At 65.1% G+C, this 17,735-nt stretch carries 16 protein-coding genes; 10 read left to right on the forward strand and 6 right to left on the reverse strand.

Annotated features, from left to right (window positions below; translation table 11 throughout):
* Window positions 1–1,221 (reverse strand): cytochrome P450, encoded by a 1,221-nt coding sequence (locus tag AC5Y21_RS06435; protein ID WP_499910518.1) that lies wholly within the window; start codon window positions 1,219–1,221, stop codon window positions 1–3.
* Complete coding sequence (locus tag AC5Y21_RS06440) at window positions 1,218–1,838, reverse strand: TetR/AcrR family transcriptional regulator (RefSeq protein ID WP_499910520.1); 621 nt, start codon at window positions 1,836–1,838, stop codon at window positions 1,218–1,220. The genes AC5Y21_RS06435 and AC5Y21_RS06440 overlap by 4 nt, the downstream gene beginning before the upstream one ends.
* Window positions 1,839–2,019: 181 nt before the next feature.
* On the opposite strand from AC5Y21_RS06440, the gene AC5Y21_RS06445 reads away from it, so the two are divergent.
* From AC5Y21_RS06445 to purD, 5 genes are all read left to right on the forward strand, one after another.
* Window positions 2,020–3,489 (forward strand): aldehyde dehydrogenase, encoded by a 1,470-nt coding sequence (locus AC5Y21_RS06445; RefSeq protein ID WP_499910631.1) that lies wholly within the window; start codon window positions 2,020–2,022, stop codon window positions 3,487–3,489.
* 119 nt (window positions 3,490–3,608) lie between these two features.
* The gene (locus AC5Y21_RS06450; protein ID WP_499910522.1) at window positions 3,609–4,355 is read left to right on the forward strand and encodes an SDR family oxidoreductase; all 747 of its coding nucleotides are present in this window, start codon (window positions 3,609–3,611) and stop codon (window positions 4,353–4,355) included.
* On the forward strand, window positions 4,352–5,209 hold the full coding sequence (locus AC5Y21_RS06455) for an NAD(P)-dependent oxidoreductase (RefSeq protein ID WP_499910524.1): 858 nt from the start codon (window positions 4,352–4,354) through the stop codon (window positions 5,207–5,209). Before AC5Y21_RS06450 ends, AC5Y21_RS06455 begins: the two co-directional genes overlap by 4 nt.
* Window positions 5,209–5,646, forward strand: coding sequence for a carboxymuconolactone decarboxylase family protein (locus AC5Y21_RS06460; protein ID WP_499910526.1), 438 nt, complete (start codon window positions 5,209–5,211; stop codon window positions 5,644–5,646). Before AC5Y21_RS06455 ends, AC5Y21_RS06460 begins: the two co-directional genes overlap by 1 nt.
* 148 nt (window positions 5,647–5,794) lie before the next feature.
* A complete protein-coding gene (gene purD, locus AC5Y21_RS06465) occupies window positions 5,795–7,063 on the forward strand; it encodes a phosphoribosylamine--glycine ligase (RefSeq protein WP_499910528.1) in 1,269 nt (422 codons plus the stop codon).
* Window positions 7,064–7,069: 6 nt separating this feature from the next.
* On the opposite strand, the gene ggt is transcribed toward purD, so the two are convergent.
* Window positions 7,070–8,677, reverse strand: coding sequence for a gamma-glutamyltransferase (gene ggt, locus AC5Y21_RS06470; protein ID WP_499910530.1), 1,608 nt, complete (start codon window positions 8,675–8,677; stop codon window positions 7,070–7,072).
* Window positions 8,678–8,718: 41 nt separating this feature from the next.
* Window positions 8,719–9,633, reverse strand: coding sequence for an alpha/beta hydrolase-fold protein (locus AC5Y21_RS06475; RefSeq protein WP_499910632.1), 915 nt, complete (start codon window positions 9,631–9,633; stop codon window positions 8,719–8,721).
* A gap of 61 nt (window positions 9,634–9,694) precedes the next feature.
* Between AC5Y21_RS06475 and AC5Y21_RS06480 the strand changes: the two genes are divergently transcribed.
* Window positions 9,695–10,312, forward strand: coding sequence for a TetR/AcrR family transcriptional regulator (locus AC5Y21_RS06480; protein WP_499910532.1), 618 nt, complete (start codon window positions 9,695–9,697; stop codon window positions 10,310–10,312).
* Here the strand turns inward: AC5Y21_RS06480 and AC5Y21_RS06485 are convergent.
* Window positions 10,266–11,072 carry a DUF429 domain-containing protein gene (locus AC5Y21_RS06485; RefSeq protein ID WP_499910534.1) on the reverse strand — a complete coding sequence of 269 codons (807 nt, stop codon included), beginning with the start codon at window positions 11,070–11,072 and terminating at the stop codon, window positions 10,266–10,268. The genes AC5Y21_RS06480 and AC5Y21_RS06485 overlap by 47 nt on opposite strands.
* Window positions 11,073–11,185: 113 nt before the next feature.
* Between AC5Y21_RS06485 and purB the strand changes: the two genes are divergently transcribed.
* From purB to AC5Y21_RS06505, 4 genes are read left to right on the forward strand one after another with little or no spacing between them, the layout of a single operon-like run.
* Complete coding sequence (gene purB, locus AC5Y21_RS06490) at window positions 11,186–12,613, forward strand: adenylosuccinate lyase (RefSeq protein ID WP_499910536.1); 1,428 nt, start codon at window positions 11,186–11,188, stop codon at window positions 12,611–12,613.
* Window positions 12,610–13,854, forward strand: coding sequence for a cytochrome P450 (locus AC5Y21_RS06495; RefSeq protein ID WP_499910537.1), 1,245 nt, complete (start codon window positions 12,610–12,612; stop codon window positions 13,852–13,854). Before purB ends, AC5Y21_RS06495 begins: the two co-directional genes overlap by 4 nt.
* 43 nt (window positions 13,855–13,897) lie before the next feature.
* The gene (locus tag AC5Y21_RS06500; RefSeq protein WP_499910539.1) at window positions 13,898–14,452 is read left to right on the forward strand and encodes a hypothetical protein; all 555 of its coding nucleotides are present in this window, start codon (window positions 13,898–13,900) and stop codon (window positions 14,450–14,452) included.
* Window positions 14,453–14,458: 6 nt separating this feature from the next.
* Window positions 14,459–15,442, forward strand: a complete 984-nt coding sequence (locus tag AC5Y21_RS06505) for a tellurite resistance/C4-dicarboxylate transporter family protein (protein WP_499910540.1) — start codon at window positions 14,459–14,461, stop codon at window positions 15,440–15,442.
* A 5-nt stretch (window positions 15,443–15,447) separates the two neighbouring features.
* On the opposite strand, the gene AC5Y21_RS06510 is transcribed toward AC5Y21_RS06505, so the two are convergent.
* The gene (locus tag AC5Y21_RS06510; RefSeq protein ID WP_499910634.1) at window positions 15,448–17,385 is read right to left on the reverse strand and encodes a glycoside hydrolase family 172 protein; all 1,938 of its coding nucleotides are present in this window, start codon (window positions 17,383–17,385) and stop codon (window positions 15,448–15,450) included.
* Between the last annotated feature and the right edge of the window lie 350 nt (window positions 17,386–17,735).

The raw sequence follows: 17,735 nt of genomic DNA on the forward strand, positions 1-17,735 counted from the left end.
TCAGGAAACCTCCACGGTGATTGGTAGGTGGGCGAATCCGCGGACATTGCTGGAGTGGACGCGGACGGCGTTGGCCTCGTCGACCTGGTACCCGCGGATTCGCTTGAAGAGCTCGGTGAGCGCGACCCTGGCTTCCATCCGGGCCAGATGGGCGCCCAGGCAGAAGTGCGCGCCGCTGCCGAAACTCATGAGTTTGGACCCGATTTCGCGCCCGATCAGATAGTCGTCTGGATTGTCGAACACCCGCTCGTCGCGGTGGGCTGAACCGGGGAGCAGCAGCAGAACGTCCCCGTCGGGGATCGTCGTGTCGTAGAGGTTGAGTTCTCCGGAGACGGTGCGGGCCAGGATTTGGCTTGACGTGTCATAGCGCAGGGTTTCCTCAACCCACAGCGGCACCCTGGCCAGGTCGGCGTAGATCGGCGTCAGCTGATCGGGATTCTTGTAACCCCAGAACGCGGCATTGGCAAGGAGTTTGGTCGTCGTCTCGTTGCCGGCGATCACCATCAAGAACATGAACCCGAGAACTTCCTCGTCGGTGAGCCGGTCGCCGTCGATCTCGGCCGCCAGCAGTGCCGAGGTGAGATCGTCGGTCGGCTTCTTGCGGCGCTCGGCGATCATCGCCTGGTAGTAGACGATCAGGCCGATCGACGCCTCGATCGCCGAAGCCGGCACATCGTTGACACCGTCCTCGCGATGCATCACGCCATCGGCCATGGCACGGATGCGGTCGCGGTCTGCCACCGGCACGCCCATCAGTTCGGAGATCACGTCCATCGGCAGCTTGCCGGCGAACTCCGCGACATAGTCCACGGTTTCGCAATTGCCGGCCTTCTCCAGCATCGTGTCTAGGTGCTGGTGGGCCAGCTCCGTCACCCGCGGCTCGAGTTCGCGAATCCGGCGCGGTGTGAAGCCTTTTGACACCAGTGTGCGCAGCCGCAGATGATCCGGGTCGTCCATGGCCAGGAAGGACATCGTCTTCGACGCGTGGGGTCCGCGTGACACCGGATCCAGGGAGACGCCGTCGCGGTTGGAAAGCGTGGTGCTGTTACGGAAGCCGTGCAGCACATCGTGATGCCGCGACAACGCCCAGAATCCCAGCTTCTCGTTGTGGTACAGCGGGGCCTCGTCGCGCAGCCGCTTGTAGTACGGATACGGGTCTTCGTGGAAGTCGTAGTCGTAGGGATCGAGGATCAGCTCGGGACCGCCAACATGAATCGTCATTGCTCGCTCCCGTTTGATGTTTCTGCTCCGGCCAGGATGAGCCTGACTACGTCGGCCAGCCGGTCAGCGGTCTTGTGATAGGTGGATTCCCCGCTGCCGGCCTGCACCAGTGCGCCGAAGAAGGCCATCTCCAGCGCCGACACGGTGCCGGGGTCCGCCCCGGGCCCGATGGCAGACGTAATGCGGCGGTGGATCTCCGATCCGATCCGATCGCGGGCGTCGCGGACCGCCGGGTCAGTACCGCCGCCGAGCAACGCCGCGGTACACGCCGCGCCGACCTCGGGTTCGTCAGCGACCACCAGGGCCAGGTGGCGCAGCGCTTGATGTACGCGGGTGGGCATGGGGTCGTTGACGTCGGTGAAGTAGGGAACCTGACGCACCAGGTCGAGGTAGACCTCGGCGATCAGGTGGTTCTTCGACGAGAAGTAGGTGTAGGCGGTAGCAGGGGCCACCTTGGCGCGGGCCGCCACCATGCGCACGGTCAGGTCGGCGTAGGAGTTCTCCCGCAGCGTCTCCATGCCTGCGGTCAGCACCTTGCGGAAGGTTTCCTCTTGGCGGCGGTTGCGTGGTGCCCCGCCGGCCTCGGGTTGAGTGGTAACCAGTGCGTCGCTGGACACATGTCCAAGCTAGAGGATGGACACGTAGTGAAGCAACTCCAGCCACTAATTATCCTGCTCAGATGGATATCGGTATGCCCCGCTCACTGACGCCGAGATGAGCCCTTGCACCGTAGATAGCCCGAAGGCTATGGTTCGAGGGGGCAATATCGGACAAGTGTCCATTCGATTGGAGCGAGATATGGCGTTGATCGCCGACGGCGTTAGTGCACTGTTCATCGGCGGCAAACCGTGTCCGGGCAGTGCGGGCACCTTCCCCACGGTCAACCCGGCCACCGAGGAGGTGCTGGGCGTCGCCGCTGACGCCGACGCCGAAGACATGAGCCGCGCCATCGATGCCGCACGGCGTGCCTTCGACGAGACTGACTGGTCGCGCAACACCGAATTACGCGTGCGGTGCGTGCGCCAGTTGCGTGATGCGATGCAGCAACACGCGGAAGAGTTGCGGGAGATCACCATCGCAGAAGTCGGTGCGCCCCGAATGCTTACCGCCGCAGCCCAGTTGGAAGGCCCGGTGAACGACCTGGCGTTCTCAGCGGACACGGCCGAATCGTATGTGTGGAATCAGGATCTCGGTGAGGCGTCGCCGATGGGAATCCCCACTCGGCGCACCATCGCCCGGGAAGCCGTCGGCGTCGTCGGCGCGATCACCCCGTGGAACTTCCCGCACCAGATCAATCTCGCCAAGCTGGGTCCCGCACTGGCCGCGGGCAACACCATCGTCCTGAAGCCGGCGCCCGATACACCTTGGTGTGCGGCGGTGCTCGGCGAGCTCATCGCCGGGCACACCGACTTTCCGCCGGGGGTGGTCAACATCGTCACGTCCAGCGACCACAGCGTAGGAGCGCTGTTGGCGAAAGACCCCCGGGTAGACATGGTTTCGTTCACCGGCTCGACGGCCACCGGCCGCAGCGTGATGGCCGACGCCGCCGCCGGCATCAAGAAGGTGTTTCTGGAGCTGGGTGGCAAGTCGGCATTTCTCGTGCTTGACGACGCCGATCTGGCCGGGGCGTGCGCGGTTTCGGCATTCACCGCATCCATGCACGCCGGGCAGGGCTGCGCGATCACGACGCGGCTGGTGGTGCCCAGGGCGCGCTATGACGAGGCTGTCGCGATCGCGGCGGGCACCATGGGCTCGATCAAGCCCGGCGATCCCAATGATTCCAAAACGGTTTGTGGGCCTTTGATTTCGGCTCGACAGCGCGACCGGGTACAGGGCTACTTGGACTCGGCGATCGCCGAGGGCGGTACATTTGCGTGCGGTGGCGGCCGGCCGGCCGGCCGGGACGTCGGGTTCTTCATCGAGCCGACCGTCATCGCAGGCCTGGGCAACGACGCGCGGGTCGCGCAGGAGGAGATCTTCGGCCCGGTGCTCACGGTGATCGCCCATGACGGCGACGACGATGCGGTGCGCATTGCCAACGACTCGCCATATGGCCTGTCGGGCACCGTGTTCAGCGCTGACCCTGCTCGTGCCGCAGGGGTCGCGGCGCGGCTGCGGGTCGGTACCGTCAACGTCAACGGCGGCGTCTGGTACTCCGCGGATGCGCCGTTCGGCGGTTACAAGCAGTCCGGCAACGGCCGCGAGATGGGACTGCTTGGTTTCGAGGAGTACCTGGAAGCCAAACTCATCGCGACCGCTGCGAGTTAGCGCTTTGTCTTGCTCGCCGAGCGTGTACTCACGGCGAAAACTTCGCGAAAATATCGCAGCCAGTGCACGTTCGACGCAAGGACAAAGGCCATAACCCCATATTGGGCAGGAAGGAAGCCATGTTTGAAAACAAGGTGGCCATCGTCACCGGAGCTGCGCAGGGCATCGGGCAGGCATACGCCCAGGCCCTGGCCCGCGAGGGTGCCTCAGTGGTCGTCGCCGACATCAACGCCGATGCCGCCGAAAGTGCGGCCAAGCAGATCGTCGCCGACGGCGGCACGGCGATCCATGTTCCGGTTGACGTTTCCGACGAGGAGTCGGCGAAGGCCATGGCCGATCGCACGGTCAGTGAGTTCGGCGGGATCGACTACCTGGTCAACAACGCGGCGATCTACGGCGGCATGAAACTCGACCTGCTGATGACCGTGCCGATCGACTACTACAAGAAATTCATGAGCGTCAACCACGACGGGGTACTGATCTGTACTCGCGCGGTGTACCAGCACATGGCCAAGCGGGGCGGCGGCGCGATCGTCAACCAGTCGTCCACCGCGGCGTGGCTATACTCAGGTTTTTACGGTCTGGCCAAAGTCGGCGTTAATGGGCTGACCCAGCAGCTCTCTCGGGAGCTGGGCGGAATGAAGATCAGGATCAACGCCATCGCACCCGGGCCGATCGACACCGAAGCCACCAGGACCGTCACTCCGGGCGAGCTGGTCAAGACGATGGTGCAGCAGATCCCGCTGAGCCGGATGGGGACACCGGACGATCTGGTGGGCATGTGTTTGTTCCTGCTCAGCGACCAGGCCTCCTGGATCACCGGGCAGATCTTCAATGTTGACGGCGGACAGATAATCCGGTCATGAGCACTGAGCTGAAGTTGGGTTACATCGGCCTGGGCAATATGGGCACGCCGATGGCCAAGAAAATGGTCGAATGGCCGGGCGGTCTAACGGTTTACGACATCCGGCCCGAGGCTATGACGCCGTTGGCGGAACGAGGAGCAAGCCTGGCTGACAGCGTTGCCGATGTCGCCAATGCTGACATCATCAGCGTTACCGTGCTCAATGACGAGCAGGTGCGCAACGTGGTCGGTGAGCTGGCGGGCAACGCCAAGCCCGGCACCATCATTGCGATTCACTCCACGATCAGCGACACCACCGCCGAGGAGCTCGCGCGCGAGCTGGAACCGCAGGGCATTCACGTCATCGATGCGCCGATCAGCGGTGGCGGGCGGGCCGCGCGTTTTGGTCAGCTGGCCACCATGGTGGGCGCCAGCGACGAGATCTTCGCCCGTGTCAAAGAGCCCTTCTCGCATTGGGCGGAGTTGGTGGTGCACGCCGGCCCACCCGGCGCTGGCACCCGAATGAAGCTGGCGCGCAACATGCTCACCTACACCACGTGGGCGGCGGTGGGAGAGGCGTGGAAGCTGGCCGAGGCCGCCGGCCTGAACCTGCAGGACCTCGGAAACGTGGTGCGTCATACCGACAAGCTGACCGGTGGCGCCGGCGCGATCATGTTCCGTGAAGACACGAAAGACCTTGAGCCGGGCCACTTCCTCTACGACGGGTTCATGCACACCCGGGGCCTGGGCGAGAAGGACCTCAGCCTGGCGCTGGCGTTGGCCGACGAGGTCTCGGTCGACCTGCCGCTGGCTAGGCTGGCGCTCGAGCGGCTGGGACCCGCTCTTGGGGTACCGCACACAGAGAAAGAGACGTGATGGACGAGCTGCGCCGCAAGGGCCTGGAGAAGATGAACGAGGTCTACGGCTGGGAGATGCCCAATATCGAGGGCGACGCGTACTTCGACCTGACCGTCGATCACCTGTTCGGCAGCATCTGGACCCGACCGGGGTTGTCGATGCGCGACAAGCGCATCATGACGCTGACGGCGGTGACCGCGGCCGGAAATCGCGACCTGGCCGAGATCCAGATCAACGCCGCCCTGCTCAACGGGGAACTCAGCGAGGCCGAACTGAAGGAGATGGCCGTCTTCCTCACCCACTACCTCGGGTTTCCGCGGGGTTCGGGCCTCAATGGCGCTGTCGACACCGTCGTGGCAAAGCGCAAGAAGGCCGCTGCGAAGGGCGCCGGCGAGGACAAGAAGGCCAACGTCGGCAACGCATTGAAAATGCACTCGGGTACCAAGCCGCACTGAGCGTTCAGGCGCGATCTGCTTGGACTGTGCTACCGAACGGCTAGCCGGTAGATTTAGCGAGTCGTGCTCCGGCGGGCCGAGAGGGGGCGGCCCGCCGAAGCGCCTGGCGGGTTCAGGAAGGCGGGCAGCCCCGATAGAGTGACGTGTCGTGCGCGTTCTGGTGATCGGCTCCGGTGCCCGTGAACATGCCCTGCTGCTGGCGCTCGCCAAAGATCCGCAGGTTACGGGGCTGGTCATCGCGCCGGGTAACGCCGGCACCGCGCGGGTGGCCGAGCAGCACGACGTCGACGTCACCTCCGCCGAGGACGTCGTCGCGTTGGCGCGCAAGGTCCGCGCCGACATGGTGGTCATCGGCCCCGAGGTGCCGTTGGTGCTCGGGGTAGCTGACGCCGTGCGCGCTGCCGGCATCGTCTGCTTCGGACCTAGCAAGGACGCTGCCCGCATCGAAGGTTCCAAGGCGTTCGCCAAGGAAGTCATGGCGGCCGCCGGTGTGCGCACCGCGACCAGCGAAATAGTGGACACCCCGGCACATTTGGACGCCGCCCTGGATCGGTTCGGACCTGCTGCCGGTGACCAGGCGTGGGTGGTGAAGGACGACCATCTGGCCGCGGGCAAGGGTGTCGTGGTGACGCCCGACCGCGACGCCGCCCGCGCCCACGCCGCCGGACTGCTCGAGGCCGGCCACCCCGTACTTTTGGAGTCCTACCTCGACGGCCCGGAGGTATCGCTGTTCTGTGTCGTCGACGGCGAAACCGTAGTGCCGTTGTTGCCGGCTCAGGATTTCAAGCGGGTTGGTGAGGGGGACACCGGACCCAACACCGGAGGCATGGGCGCTTACGCGCCGCTGCCGTGGCTTGCCGACGACTCCTACCGCGAGATGGTGGCCGGAATCGCCGAACCCGTTGCGGCCGAGATGGTTCGGCGTGGCAGTCCGTTCAACGGCTTGCTCTATATTGGTCTCGCGATAACCGCAGACGGGCCTGCTGTGGTCGAATTCAACTGCCGCTTCGGCGATCCCGAGACGCAGGCAGTGTTGGCCTTGCTGGAGACGCCGCTCGGGCAGCTGCTGCATGCGGCGGCCAGCGCCACGCTGGCCGACTTCGAGCAGCTGCGCTGGCGCGACGGGTCGGCCGTGACGGTAGTGTTGGCGGCCGAAAACTATCCCGGACGCCCGCGCGTCGGAGACGTCGTTGCCGGCTCCGAGGCCGACGGGGTGCTGCACGCGGGAACGGCGCGACGCGACGACGGCGCGATCGTCTCCTCGGGTGGCCGGGTGCTATCGGTGGTGGGTACCGGCGCCGATCTGCCCGCGGCGCGCGCACAGGCTTACGACATTCTCGGTTCAATCCGGCTGCCGGGCAGTCACTTCCGCAGTGATATCGGCCTCAAGGCCACCGAGGGTACGATCGGCGTCTAGCAGGCCTCAAAATGCTGCGGCTTGGCCGTCTCGGCGCGGATCACTCGCGGCGAAGTACCCGTCATCGAGCCGCCAGATCGCCTGGCAGCTGCCGAACTGGTTGTAGTCGTCCACGGCGACCAGGTCGTGCCCGCGCCGGCGCAGCTCGTCCAGAGTTGAGTCGGGAAAACCTTTCTCGTAGCTCACCTGCAAACCCTGTATCCAGCGAAACCGAGGGCCGTCGCAGGCTGCCTGTGGGTTCTGACCGTAGTCGGCGATGCGGGTCAGCACCTGCACGTGACCCTGGGGTTGCATCGGTCCGCCCATCACCCCGAAGCTCATCACCGGTGCGCCGTCCTTGGTCACAAAGCCCGGGATGATCGTATGGTATGGACGCTTACTCGGCCCGACCTGATTCGGATGCCCTTGGGCCGCAGCGAAATCCGTTCCTCGGTTCTGTAGGGCGATGCCGGTGCCCGGAACTACCACACCCGAGCCGAATCCCATGTAGTTCGACTGGATCATCGACACCATCACCCCCGACGCGTCGGCGGCGGTCAAATAGACGGTCCCCCCGTTCGGGGTGCCGGCTTCGGCCGGCTTCGCCTGGCTTCGATCGATCAGGGCGGCCCGCCGTTTCAGGTAGTCCTTGTCCAGCAAGCGCTCCGGGTGCAGCGGCATGTGATCGATATCGGCCACAAATGCCTGCGCATCGGCGAAGCCGAGCTTAAGCGCTTCGATCTGGAGGTGCACGCTGTCGGCGGAATCGACTGGATACGAAGACATGTCGAACTGCTCGAGGAGTCCGAGGGCGATCAGGGCCACGATTCCCTGGCCGTTGGGCGGTATCTGATGGACGGTGTAGCCGCGGTAGCTTCCGCTGATGGTGCCGACCCAGTCGGCGCGATGAGCGGCCAGGTCGCTGGCGCGCATGACGCCGCTGTTGGCACTCGCGTGGGATTCGAGTTTCGCGGCGAGTTCCCCACGGTAGAACGCCTCGCCGTTGGTGGCGGCGATCTTCTCCAGCGTCGCCGCGTGGTCGGGAAACCTGAACAGCTCACCGGGTTTCGGTGCTCGTCCACCCGGCATGAACGCTTCGGCGAACCCCGGTTGTGCCTCGAACAGCGGCACCTGAGCCGCCCACTGCGACGCGACGGTCAGTGAGACGAGAAAGCCGTTGCGGCCATAGGAGATTGCCGGCTCGAAGAGCTTTTCAAATGGAAGTCTGCCGAACCTGGCGTGCATTTCCACCCATGCCGACACCGCTCCGGGCACGGTGACCGAGTTCCAGCCGAGCGCGGGAACAGCGTTGCCGCCAAAGTACTCTGGCGTCCAGGCGGCGGGGGATCGCCCGGATGCGTTCAAACCGTGCAGTTGGCGGCCATCCCATACGATAGCGAAGGCATCGGAGCCGATTCCGTTGGACACCGGTTCGACGAGCGTCAGCGTGATGGCGGTCGCGATGGCCGCGTCCACGGCGCTGCCACCCTCGGCGAGCATGCGAAGCCCCGCCTGAGCGGCAAGGGGTTGCGACGTGCACACAACGTTGCCCGCCAGTACGGGTTTGCGTGGCCACGCGTAGGGCAGATTCCAGTCGAACGGCGTGGCGCGAGCAGACGCAAAAGCACCCGACACGCCGGGTGTGTCGGTGCTTTTGCGTCTGCTCGGCATAAGACTCAGGCCGTTAGTAGCGGCGCCATCCAGTCCAACTCGGCGGATAGCTGCGAGCTCCAGAAGCCCGGGTTGTGCCCGCCGGGCGAGAAGCCACCCGCGGGCGGGTTGGGCAGCTGCGCCACGAACTGCTTGGTCGCGGCGTAGAATGGGTCGCTTTCGCCGCAATCCACCCGGATGGGGATGGACGACAGCGCGGGCATGCCGAATACGTTGTTCGCCGACCAATCGCCGGCGCCGTCAAACGCGCCCGGTGCGGCCGCCCCGGGGGATAGCCATAGTGCCGGGCTCACCGCGCAAATCGCTGCGGTGCGGGCCGGGCCCAGCCGGCCGCCCAGCAGCAGCGCGCCGTAGCCGCCCATCGACCAGCCCAAGAACGCCACCCGTGACGTGTCCAGGTTCTGCGTACTCAGCATCGGGATGAGCTCGTCGAGCACCATGGCTCCGGAATCCTCGCCAGAAGCCCTCTTGTGCCAGTAACTTCCGCCACCGTCGACGGCTACCACCGCGAACGGCGGTAGCCCCGCATTGACCGCCTGCGCCAAGCCCTGCTCCACGCCGCCGGCCATCACGGTGGACGCGTCACTGCCCTTTCCGTGCAGCGCGATCACGGGTCGCAACGGCTTGGTCTGGCCCGGCGGACGCGCGATCGCCCAGTTGGTCGAAACCCCGCCACGCGCGGCGGACACGAACGAGCCCGTCGTCATGGTCGGCGCGGCCTGAGTCGCCGGAGCCGGCTCGAGTGGCGGTGGAGGCGGCGCCAACGGTACTTGGGGTGCGGTCCACGACACCGGCGCGGCGTGTGACGGCCGTGGCTGGACCAGTACGTTCAGCGCATACGCACTCACCGCGCCGACGGCGGCGCTGGCGCCGAGACCGAGCACCGCGCGGCGGCTCAAGTCGGGCATGCCGCACATCATGCCATGTGCGTTTGGCCGAAATGGCAATGCGGTACCATTTTCACTGGCACACTGACTAGGCGTGACTGCAGCAGTTACTCCGAAAGGAGAACGTCGGCGGTACGCACTCGTGAGCGCGGCCGCCGAGCTGCTTGGCGAAGGTGGGTTCGAAGCGGTACGCCACCGGGCGGTTGCCCGGCGGGCCGGTCTGCCGTTGGCGTCGACCACTTATTACTTCTCCTCCCTGGACGATTTGATCGCCCGCGCGGTCGAACATGTCGGAATGCTCGAGGTGGCGCAGTTACGCGCTCGGGTCAATGCGTTGTCGCGGCGGCGTCGGGGACCGGAGACCACCGCTGAAGTGCTGGTTGAACTGCTCGTCGGAGACGTGTCCGGTCCTGGCCTCGCCGATCAGCTGATATCGCGATATGAGCGCCATATCGCCTGTACCCGCCTGCCCGCGCTGCAGGAAAGCATGCGTCGCAGCCTGCGGCAGCGCGCTGAGGCGGTGGCCGAGGCAATCGAGCGCTCGGGTCGCTCCGTTCGCATCGAGCTGGTGTGCACACTGATCTGCGCGGTCGACGGTTCGGTGGTCTCCGCGCTGGTCGAGGGGCGAGACCCACGGGATGCGGCACTTTCGACGGTGGTTGACCTCATCGACGTGCTGGCGCCCGTCGATCAGCGACCGGTGCGGATCTGATCCTTTTACGGCGTGGCGCCGGAACCAGGTCCGGCGGCAGCGACGGCGTCACGATGTAGCCGGTCGCGAGGTCCCCGTAGAGGGTGATTCCGGTTGGGCAGCGCTCGGTGTACAACGCGACATAGGCGCAGACAACCGCGTCGATCGGGTCTTCGGCGCGGCGCAACTCGCTCTTCCGCTGCGCAGCTTTGACTTGTCGGCGTAGCTCGACCCAACCCTGGTGAGCGGCGACATGCAACGGCACAGCAGCCTGTGCGAGGCCTTCCAGGCCATCCATGAGCAGTAGCAGCTCCGACTTGAGCTGGTCGAGATCGCGGCCGGGTTTGGCCTTGTATTTGAATGTGCGGGACCGCCGGAACAGGGCCACCGTCGCGGCGTGCGGGTAGACCTCGATGGCGCGCCGTGTGTGTGGCGATCGGGGGTCTATGTCGAGCTCGAGCGCCCGCGCCAACCGTGCCGCCCGCGGGCCGTCGGCGAACTCCGCTTTGCCGGTGTTGGCTGGGTGGGCGCCTGCTTCGAACCTGCGGAAGTCAAGGTTGAGCGCCGTCTCGGCCGGCCGCTGGCCCGTTGGGTTGGTCACCACCAGCGGCGCGTCGAAGCCTACGACGCACGCACCCTGGACGTACGGCTGCAAGGCGGCCAGCACGTCGGCGTCGGCGCGGACAGCGACGGCTTCGACCAACCGGCCGGCGGCGTCGACCACGGCGACACCGGTCGGATTGCGGACGCCCCAGGCGAGGTCCACGCCGGCGAAGTACATCGGCTAACAGTATGGCCGCGAGGGTGCAATCACCGACGGCGCTGTTCGGGGAATCGGTTGCCAGTCGCACTTTCGCGGCCCTAGCCGAGGCGCCGACCGTAAGCTGTCTGTCTGTGAGCATTCCGAATGTGCTGGCCAGCCGGTACGCGAGCGCAGAGATGGTCGCGATCTGGTCGCCGGAGACCAAGGTTGCTGCCGAGCGGCGGCTGTGGCTTGCCGTGCTGCAGGCGCAAGCCGAACTCGGCGTCCCCGTGCCGGAGGGAGCGATCGCCGACTACGAGCGGGTGCTCGAAGACGTCGACCTGGACTCGATCGCCGCACGGGAACGGGTGCTGCGCCACGACGTCAAGGCCCGCATTGAGGAATTCAACGCCCTCGCCGGCCACGAGCACGTGCACAAGGGGATGACCAGCCGCGACCTGACCGAGAACGTAGAGCAACTGCAGATCCGGCGGTCGCTGGAATTGGTCTTCTCCCATGCGGTGGCGGTGGTGGCGCGGCTTGCCGAGCGAGCGGTGTCCTATCGCGATCTGGTGATGACCGGGCGCAGCCATAATGTCGCCGCGCAGGCAACCACTTTGGGCAAGCGCTTTGCATCCGCGGCGCAGGAGACACTGCTCGCGTTGACCAGGCTGCGGGAGTTGATCGACCGCTACCCGCTGCGCGGCATCAAGGGTCCGATGGGCACCGCCCAGGACATGCTCGACCTGCTGGGCGGTCAAGATGACGGGGCCGCGAAGCTGACGTTGCTCGAACAGCGTGTTGCCGACTTCTTAGGTTTCTCAGCGGTTTTGAGCAGCGTTGGGCAGGTGTATCCGCGTTCGCTGGACCATGACGTGCTCTCGGCACTGGTGCAGCTGGGCGCGGGCCCGTCGTCGCTGGCGCACACCATCCGGTTGATGGCGGGGCACGAGCTGGTCACCGAGGGTTTCGCAGCGGGCCAGGTCGGCTCGTCGGCAATGCCGCACAAGATGAACACTCGCAGCTGCGAACGCGTCAACGGGCTGCAGGTGGTGCTCCGCGGCTATGCCTCGATGGCCGCTGAGCTGGCCGGCGCGCAATGGAATGAAGGCGACGTGTTCTGCTCGGTGGTGCGCCGGGTTGCGTTGCCGGACAGCTTCTTTGCGATCGACGGCCAGATCGAGACATTCCTGACGGTGCTCGACGAGTTCGGCGCTTACCCCGCGGTGATCCAGCGCGAGCTGGATCGGTATCTGCCGTTCCTGGCCACCACAAAGGTGCTAATGGCGGCGGTGCGCGCGGGCATGGGACGTGAGTCAGCGCACCACGTGATTCGCGAACACGCGGTGGCGACCGCGCTGGCCATGCGAGAACAAGGTGCCGAGCCGAACCTGCTGGACCGGCTGGCCGCCGACCCGCGGCTGCCGCTGGGCCGCGATGCGCTGGACGCCGCGCTGGCCGACAAGAAGGCATTCACCGGTGCCGCCGGCGATCAGGTCGACGAGGTGGCCGCGATGGTGGACACCCTGGTCGGCCGCTACCCGGACGCGGCCAAGTACACGCCGGGCGCGATCCTGTGACGCTCGCCGGCGCCCTCGCGGGAATCGATTTCACCGATCTGGACAACTTCGCCAACGGATTTCCGCACGAGTTGTTCGCCATCCATCGCCGCGAGGCGCCGGTGTACTGGCACGAGCCGACCGACAACACCCCCGATGCAGAGGGCTTCTGGTCTGTCGCTACGTACGCGGAAACCCTTGAGGTGCTGAAGGATCCGGTGACGTACTCGTCGGTGTCCGGAGGGTCACGGCCGTTCGGCGGCACGCTGTTACAGGACCTGGCCATCGCCGGCCAGGTGCTCAACATGATGGACGACCCGCGGCATGCACAGATTCGTCGGCTGGTCAGCTCCGGGCTGACGCCGCGGATGATCCGTCGCGTCGAGGACGATCTGCGGGGACGGGCGCGACGGCTGCTGGATGCGGTGGCGCCGGGCGAACCGTTTGACTTCGTGGTTGACGTCGCCGCCGAACTGCCGATGCAGATGATCTGCATCTTGTTGGGAGTGCCTGAGTCCGAACGGCATTGGCTGTTCGAGGCCATCGAGCCGCAATTCGACTTCGGCGGCTCGCGGAAGGCCGCATTATCGCAATTGTCGGTCGAGGAGGCCGGGTCGCGAATGTACGCCTACGGTCAGGAGCTGATCGCGGCGAAGCGTGCGGAGCCGACCGACGACATGCTGTCGGTGGTCGCGAACGCGATGGTCGACGACGCGGATGAGCCGGCGCTTTCGGATCTCGAGGTGTACCTGTTTTTCAGCCTGCTGTTCAGCGCAGGTGCGGAGACGACGCGCAATGCGGTCGCGGGAGGGTTGTTGGCGCTGGCCCAGCATCCGGAGCAATTGGGCGTTCTGCGTGGCGATCTCGAGTTGTTGCCGACGGCGATCGAAGAGATCGTTCGGTGGACGTCGCCGTCACCGTCGAAGCGGCGCACCGCCACCCGCGACGTCGCACTCGGTGGGCAGTCGATCGAAGCGGGACAGAAAGTGCAGATCTGGGAAGGCTCTGCCAACCGCGATGCCGATGCGTTCGACCGCGCAGACGAGTTCGACATCGCCCGAAAGCCTAATCCACACTTGGGCTTTGGTCAGGGCGTGCACTACTGTCTGGGTACCAACCTGGCCCGGCTGGAGTTGCGGGTGCTTTACGAGGAACTGCTGTCGCGGTTCGTTTCGGTGCGGGTCGTCGCGCCGGTCGAATGGACACGCAGCAACCGGCACACCGGCATTCGGCATCTGGTGGTGGAGCTACTCGAGGCTTAAGCTTCAATCCGGACATCGGGCAGGCTCGAAAGGAGAATTCTCCATGAGTAAACTCGCGTCGGTCTTAACGGCTGCGGTGCTCGTCGCCGGGTGCGCAAGCCATAACCAGTCGGCCCCCAGCTCGAGCACCAGTACCGCGACGGTAAGCGCAGCGTCTCAGCCACCGAGCTCCGCACCCTCGGCACCCCGCACCCTGAACGGAGCGACGGTCACGCTGTCCGCCAACTACCCCACGGTCAATGACATCTTCACCAACACCGTCACCGGAACGGTTCCGGTCAGTTGGCCCAAGGGAACGCTGCATTCCACACGGAACCAAATGGTGCAAGTCCTGGCCAGCTTCGACGTCACGGATACCACAGTGACCGAGACGCTCCTGACGACATCGGGCTTGGGCGTGGGGACGTTTAACGGGCCCGTGTACAAGTTCACGGGCGCGCCACCGATTACCAACGTCACTGTGGATCCCAACAGCGACCACGCGGTCGACCCGGTGAAAATCTCGTTCACGGCCGACTCAATCAGCGTGAACGACTCGGGCGTCCATGTCACCAGCGGCGCCAGGCAGATTCTCGATGTGACGTTCTCGGCGATGTAACGGCGAGTGGCCGCTATCCGACTCGCCGATGTCGAACCTTCGCCCGACGTGTTCGCCGCGGTGATGGCGACGGGAATCTTGTCGATTAGCGCACGCCAGCATCACTATTTGGCGATCAGTGACACGCTGGGTGCCTTGGCCACCGTCGGTCTGGTGCTCTTGGTGGTTCTGGTAATCCTCGTCGGAGTCGTCAAGCGCACTTTCTGGGATCTCAGCGATCCCGACGTGATAATTCGCATGTTCACCTTCGTCGCCGCATGTGCAGTGCTGGACAGCAGGCTGGCATCGCACCGCACGGTATTAGAGGTTCTCGGTGTGGTGGCGCTGTCGTCTTGGCTGGTGCTGACCGTGCTTACGGTGCGCAATATGTCGGCACGGTCGTGGACTGCGTTACGGGATGGTGCACATGGCGCGTGGGAACTGGCCAGCGTTGGTACGTCGGGACTTTCGATCGTGGCCGCGACGGTCGCCCGGCATGTGCATTGGTGGCTGTGGATGGCGGTCCCGGTTTGGGTGCTGGCTCTTTGCATCTACGCCCTTATGACGTGGCTGATCCTGTGGCGCGCCGGTGCCGAGCGACAGGACCTCGATGGATTCGAGCCCGACACATGGATTTTGATGGGCGGCCTGGCGATCGCGACGCTGGCCGGTGACACCATCCACGGTCTGGCTCCTACCTGGCTGGCTCCGACGGTCCGCGTCGTTACCGTAGTGACTTGGGTGGTGGCCACGTTATGGATACCGCCGCTGGTTTACTTTGGCCTGCACCGCATCAGCCGGCGACCGGAGATGTTGCACTTCGCCGGCGTGTGGTGGGCGTTCGTGTTTCCGCTGGGCATGTACTCCGCGGCCAGCTACGCCATGTCGGTCGAGATCGACCGGCGTTCGCTTGTCACTGTCGCGCTGGTCTTCTTCTGGGACGCGTTGGCGGCGTGGCTGATTGTGGTCTTAGCTGGGGTGCTGCGTGTGATGGGATCGCGTCGTGGTTAACCGCTCTACGGCTCCGTCAGGGCGTCTGCTCGGTAGCGGCTCGCGGTCCAGGGAGGCGCGGTGGCGACAGGCGTCAGCGTGAACGTTACGGACGACTTGCCGGCTGTGAGAGACACCGGCACCAGATAAGTGTCGTCAAGCCAGCGGTGAAAGGTGTTGCTGCGCGGTTGTATCCAGTTGCCGACGGGCACGCCGTCAACCGCAACGTCAGCTGTCTGATAGCCGGTTTCCTGGTCTGAGGTGCGGCGCAACAGGACACCGTGGTTGTCAGCAGGGATCTGGACATGGAAGGTGATCGCAGCGTGGGTGCTGCGGACCGGCCCGACGACGGGACGCGTGTCGTCGCTACCCTCGTACGAGCTGACCAGCAATTGGTCCGTGGCGTCGGCGTCTGTATAGCCGTGGATGAGCCGACTCACCGGGTCGGCGGAGCCGACTTCGTCGCCCGCTGTGATGGTTTCGTTTGGTTGTGTGTAGAGGAAAGCCGTTGAGCTGTAGTCGGGTTGGACCATGTTGCGTTTGCCATGCTCAATGCCGAACCGGATTGCGGAGTGATAGCCGATGGCGTCGGCGAGCATGAGTCGATACATAGCCACGCAGTAGTCCGCGCATCCGCCGGTTGCCGTACGTTGATCTGGCTGACCGGTGAGCGGATCGCTAAAGTGCTTGCCGCCGTTGAAATACCAGCCGCCCTCGTAAAAGTCCTCGGTGCCGGTGCCGTACCACTGCGGCGACTCCGAACCGTCGGTGTAGACGCGTTCGGCGCCCTCGAGAAAGTAAGCGGCGTCGTCACTGAACCGCGTCTTGATGCGCGAACCCCTGATGGTGTGGCTGACGCCGACGAACTTGCCGTGGCCTTGCTCATCAGCGAACAACCAGTCCTGTCCGGCGACGGTTGGCCCGGCGTGCGAACGTGCGGTGAAGTAGCCGGCCTGTCCGCTGGCCAGCGCCGGCGCCCATTGGGGTTCCGGTGTGGTCACCACATCGGTCTCGATCCCGGAGACGGGATCGCCGGTGGTATTGACTAGGGTGACGCGGGCTGTGTGGGCGAAAGGCATTGGCCACCAGGCAGACAGCGCCAATGAACCTTCGGGCTGCGGGATCGTGGCGAACATCAGCGATTGTACGTTGTTGGTGCCCAGGCCGGCGCCGAAGAATTCCCCAAGCGGCGAGTCCACCAGGGTTCGGTCGTCGAAGTCGATTAGCAGCCGAAGGCCGGCCAAGAGTTGATCCGCCGGACCGGGGAGTCGCAGGCGCAGCGCCGAAATCATGCCTGACCCAGTTGGTTCCGCAATCGGCGTGCCGGTGTTGGGGGCAAGGTCAACGACCCGCCTGTCATGCGCGGCGGTGGCCGCCGACGGCTTGGGGTCGACGGTGCCCGCGGCGCGCAGGGTGGCGATCACGTCGAGCGCCGGGTCGGAACGCGAGAAAGTGGTCACACCGTTCGCGTTCGCAAATTTGCGGTAGTCGACGTGGTAGTACTGCAGATTCTTTGCGACGCTGATCCGCATCGACTGCCGGTACGGCATCGGCACCTTGATGTAAACACCGCCTGCCGACTGGGCGGCGTTGGCCACCAGAGGCCACACGAATGGCGCACCCAGCTCACCATTGACCAACGATTGCAGGGGCGCATCAATCACCGTCTGTCCATCGAGATCGATGCGGATCGCGCCCATCCGGGTCACGTTGCCGCCGTCGCGGGTGAACCAGATCGAATCAATCTCGCCGGGCCCGCGATCCTCCGCGATGACACAGCCGACACCGCCGGACGCGAGGCATCCACCGCTGCCGTTGTCGTTACCGGTGGAGATGTCGAAATCACCGCCGCTGCGATCGAAGCTCGACACCTGCAGGGTTTGCGTGCCGGCGCTCAGGTACGGCAACCGATCCAATCGACGGTAGGTGTCCCAGCCGACCAGCTTTCCGCCGATCTCCGCCATAACCGGCTCGGCCCGGGCTGTGGCGGCGACATCACCGATGGCCAACAGCAGCAATGCGACCGTCACAGGCAATGCCCAAAACTTCACCGCTGCTCCTTACGGTTCAGCGAACAACGCCAAAGTTATGCCCTTTGCCTGTGTGATGAGTGCCAATTCGGGTTACACAGCCAAGAATTCGCGGTGATCAGGGCGAAACGATTCGCACCGGCCGGGTGCACACCGGTGGTTCTGCAACGTGATATCACCCGCGATATCGCGATGAATACCGCATATGACCGCCTTTTTGGTAGGACGCACTTTTTTCGGCGCCATCGAGCAACTCGCAGATCAGCGCCCTGCAGCTCGGCTGA

The sequence above is a fragment of the Mycobacterium sp. NGS41 genome, from assembly GCF_059812725.1.

Coding starts and splice junctions, on each gene's coding strand:
- AC5Y21_RS06435 (WP_499910518.1), bottom strand. CDS start 1,221: ATGACGATTCATGTTGGCGGTCCCGAGCTGATCCTCGATCCCTACGAC.
- AC5Y21_RS06445 (WP_499910631.1), top strand. CDS start 2,020: ATGGCGTTGATCGCCGACGGCGTTAGTGCACTGTTCATCGGCGGCAAA.
- AC5Y21_RS06450 (WP_499910522.1), top strand. CDS start 3,609: ATGTTTGAAAACAAGGTGGCCATCGTCACCGGAGCTGCGCAGGGCATC.
- AC5Y21_RS06455 (WP_499910524.1), top strand. CDS start 4,352: ATGAGCACTGAGCTGAAGTTGGGTTACATCGGCCTGGGCAATATGGGC.
- AC5Y21_RS06460 (WP_499910526.1), top strand. CDS start 5,209: ATGGACGAGCTGCGCCGCAAGGGCCTGGAGAAGATGAACGAGGTCTAC.
- AC5Y21_RS06475 (WP_499910632.1), bottom strand. CDS start 9,633: ATGATGTGCGGCATGCCCGACTTGAGCCGCCGCGCGGTGCTCGGTCTC.
- AC5Y21_RS06485 (WP_499910534.1), bottom strand. CDS start 11,072: ATGTACTTCGCCGGCGTGGACCTCGCCTGGGGCGTCCGCAATCCGACC.
- AC5Y21_RS06500 (WP_499910539.1), top strand. CDS start 13,898: ATGAGTAAACTCGCGTCGGTCTTAACGGCTGCGGTGCTCGTCGCCGGG.
- AC5Y21_RS06510 (WP_499910634.1), bottom strand. CDS start 17,385: ATGGCGGAGATCGGCGGAAAGCTGGTCGGCTGGGACACCTACCGTCGA.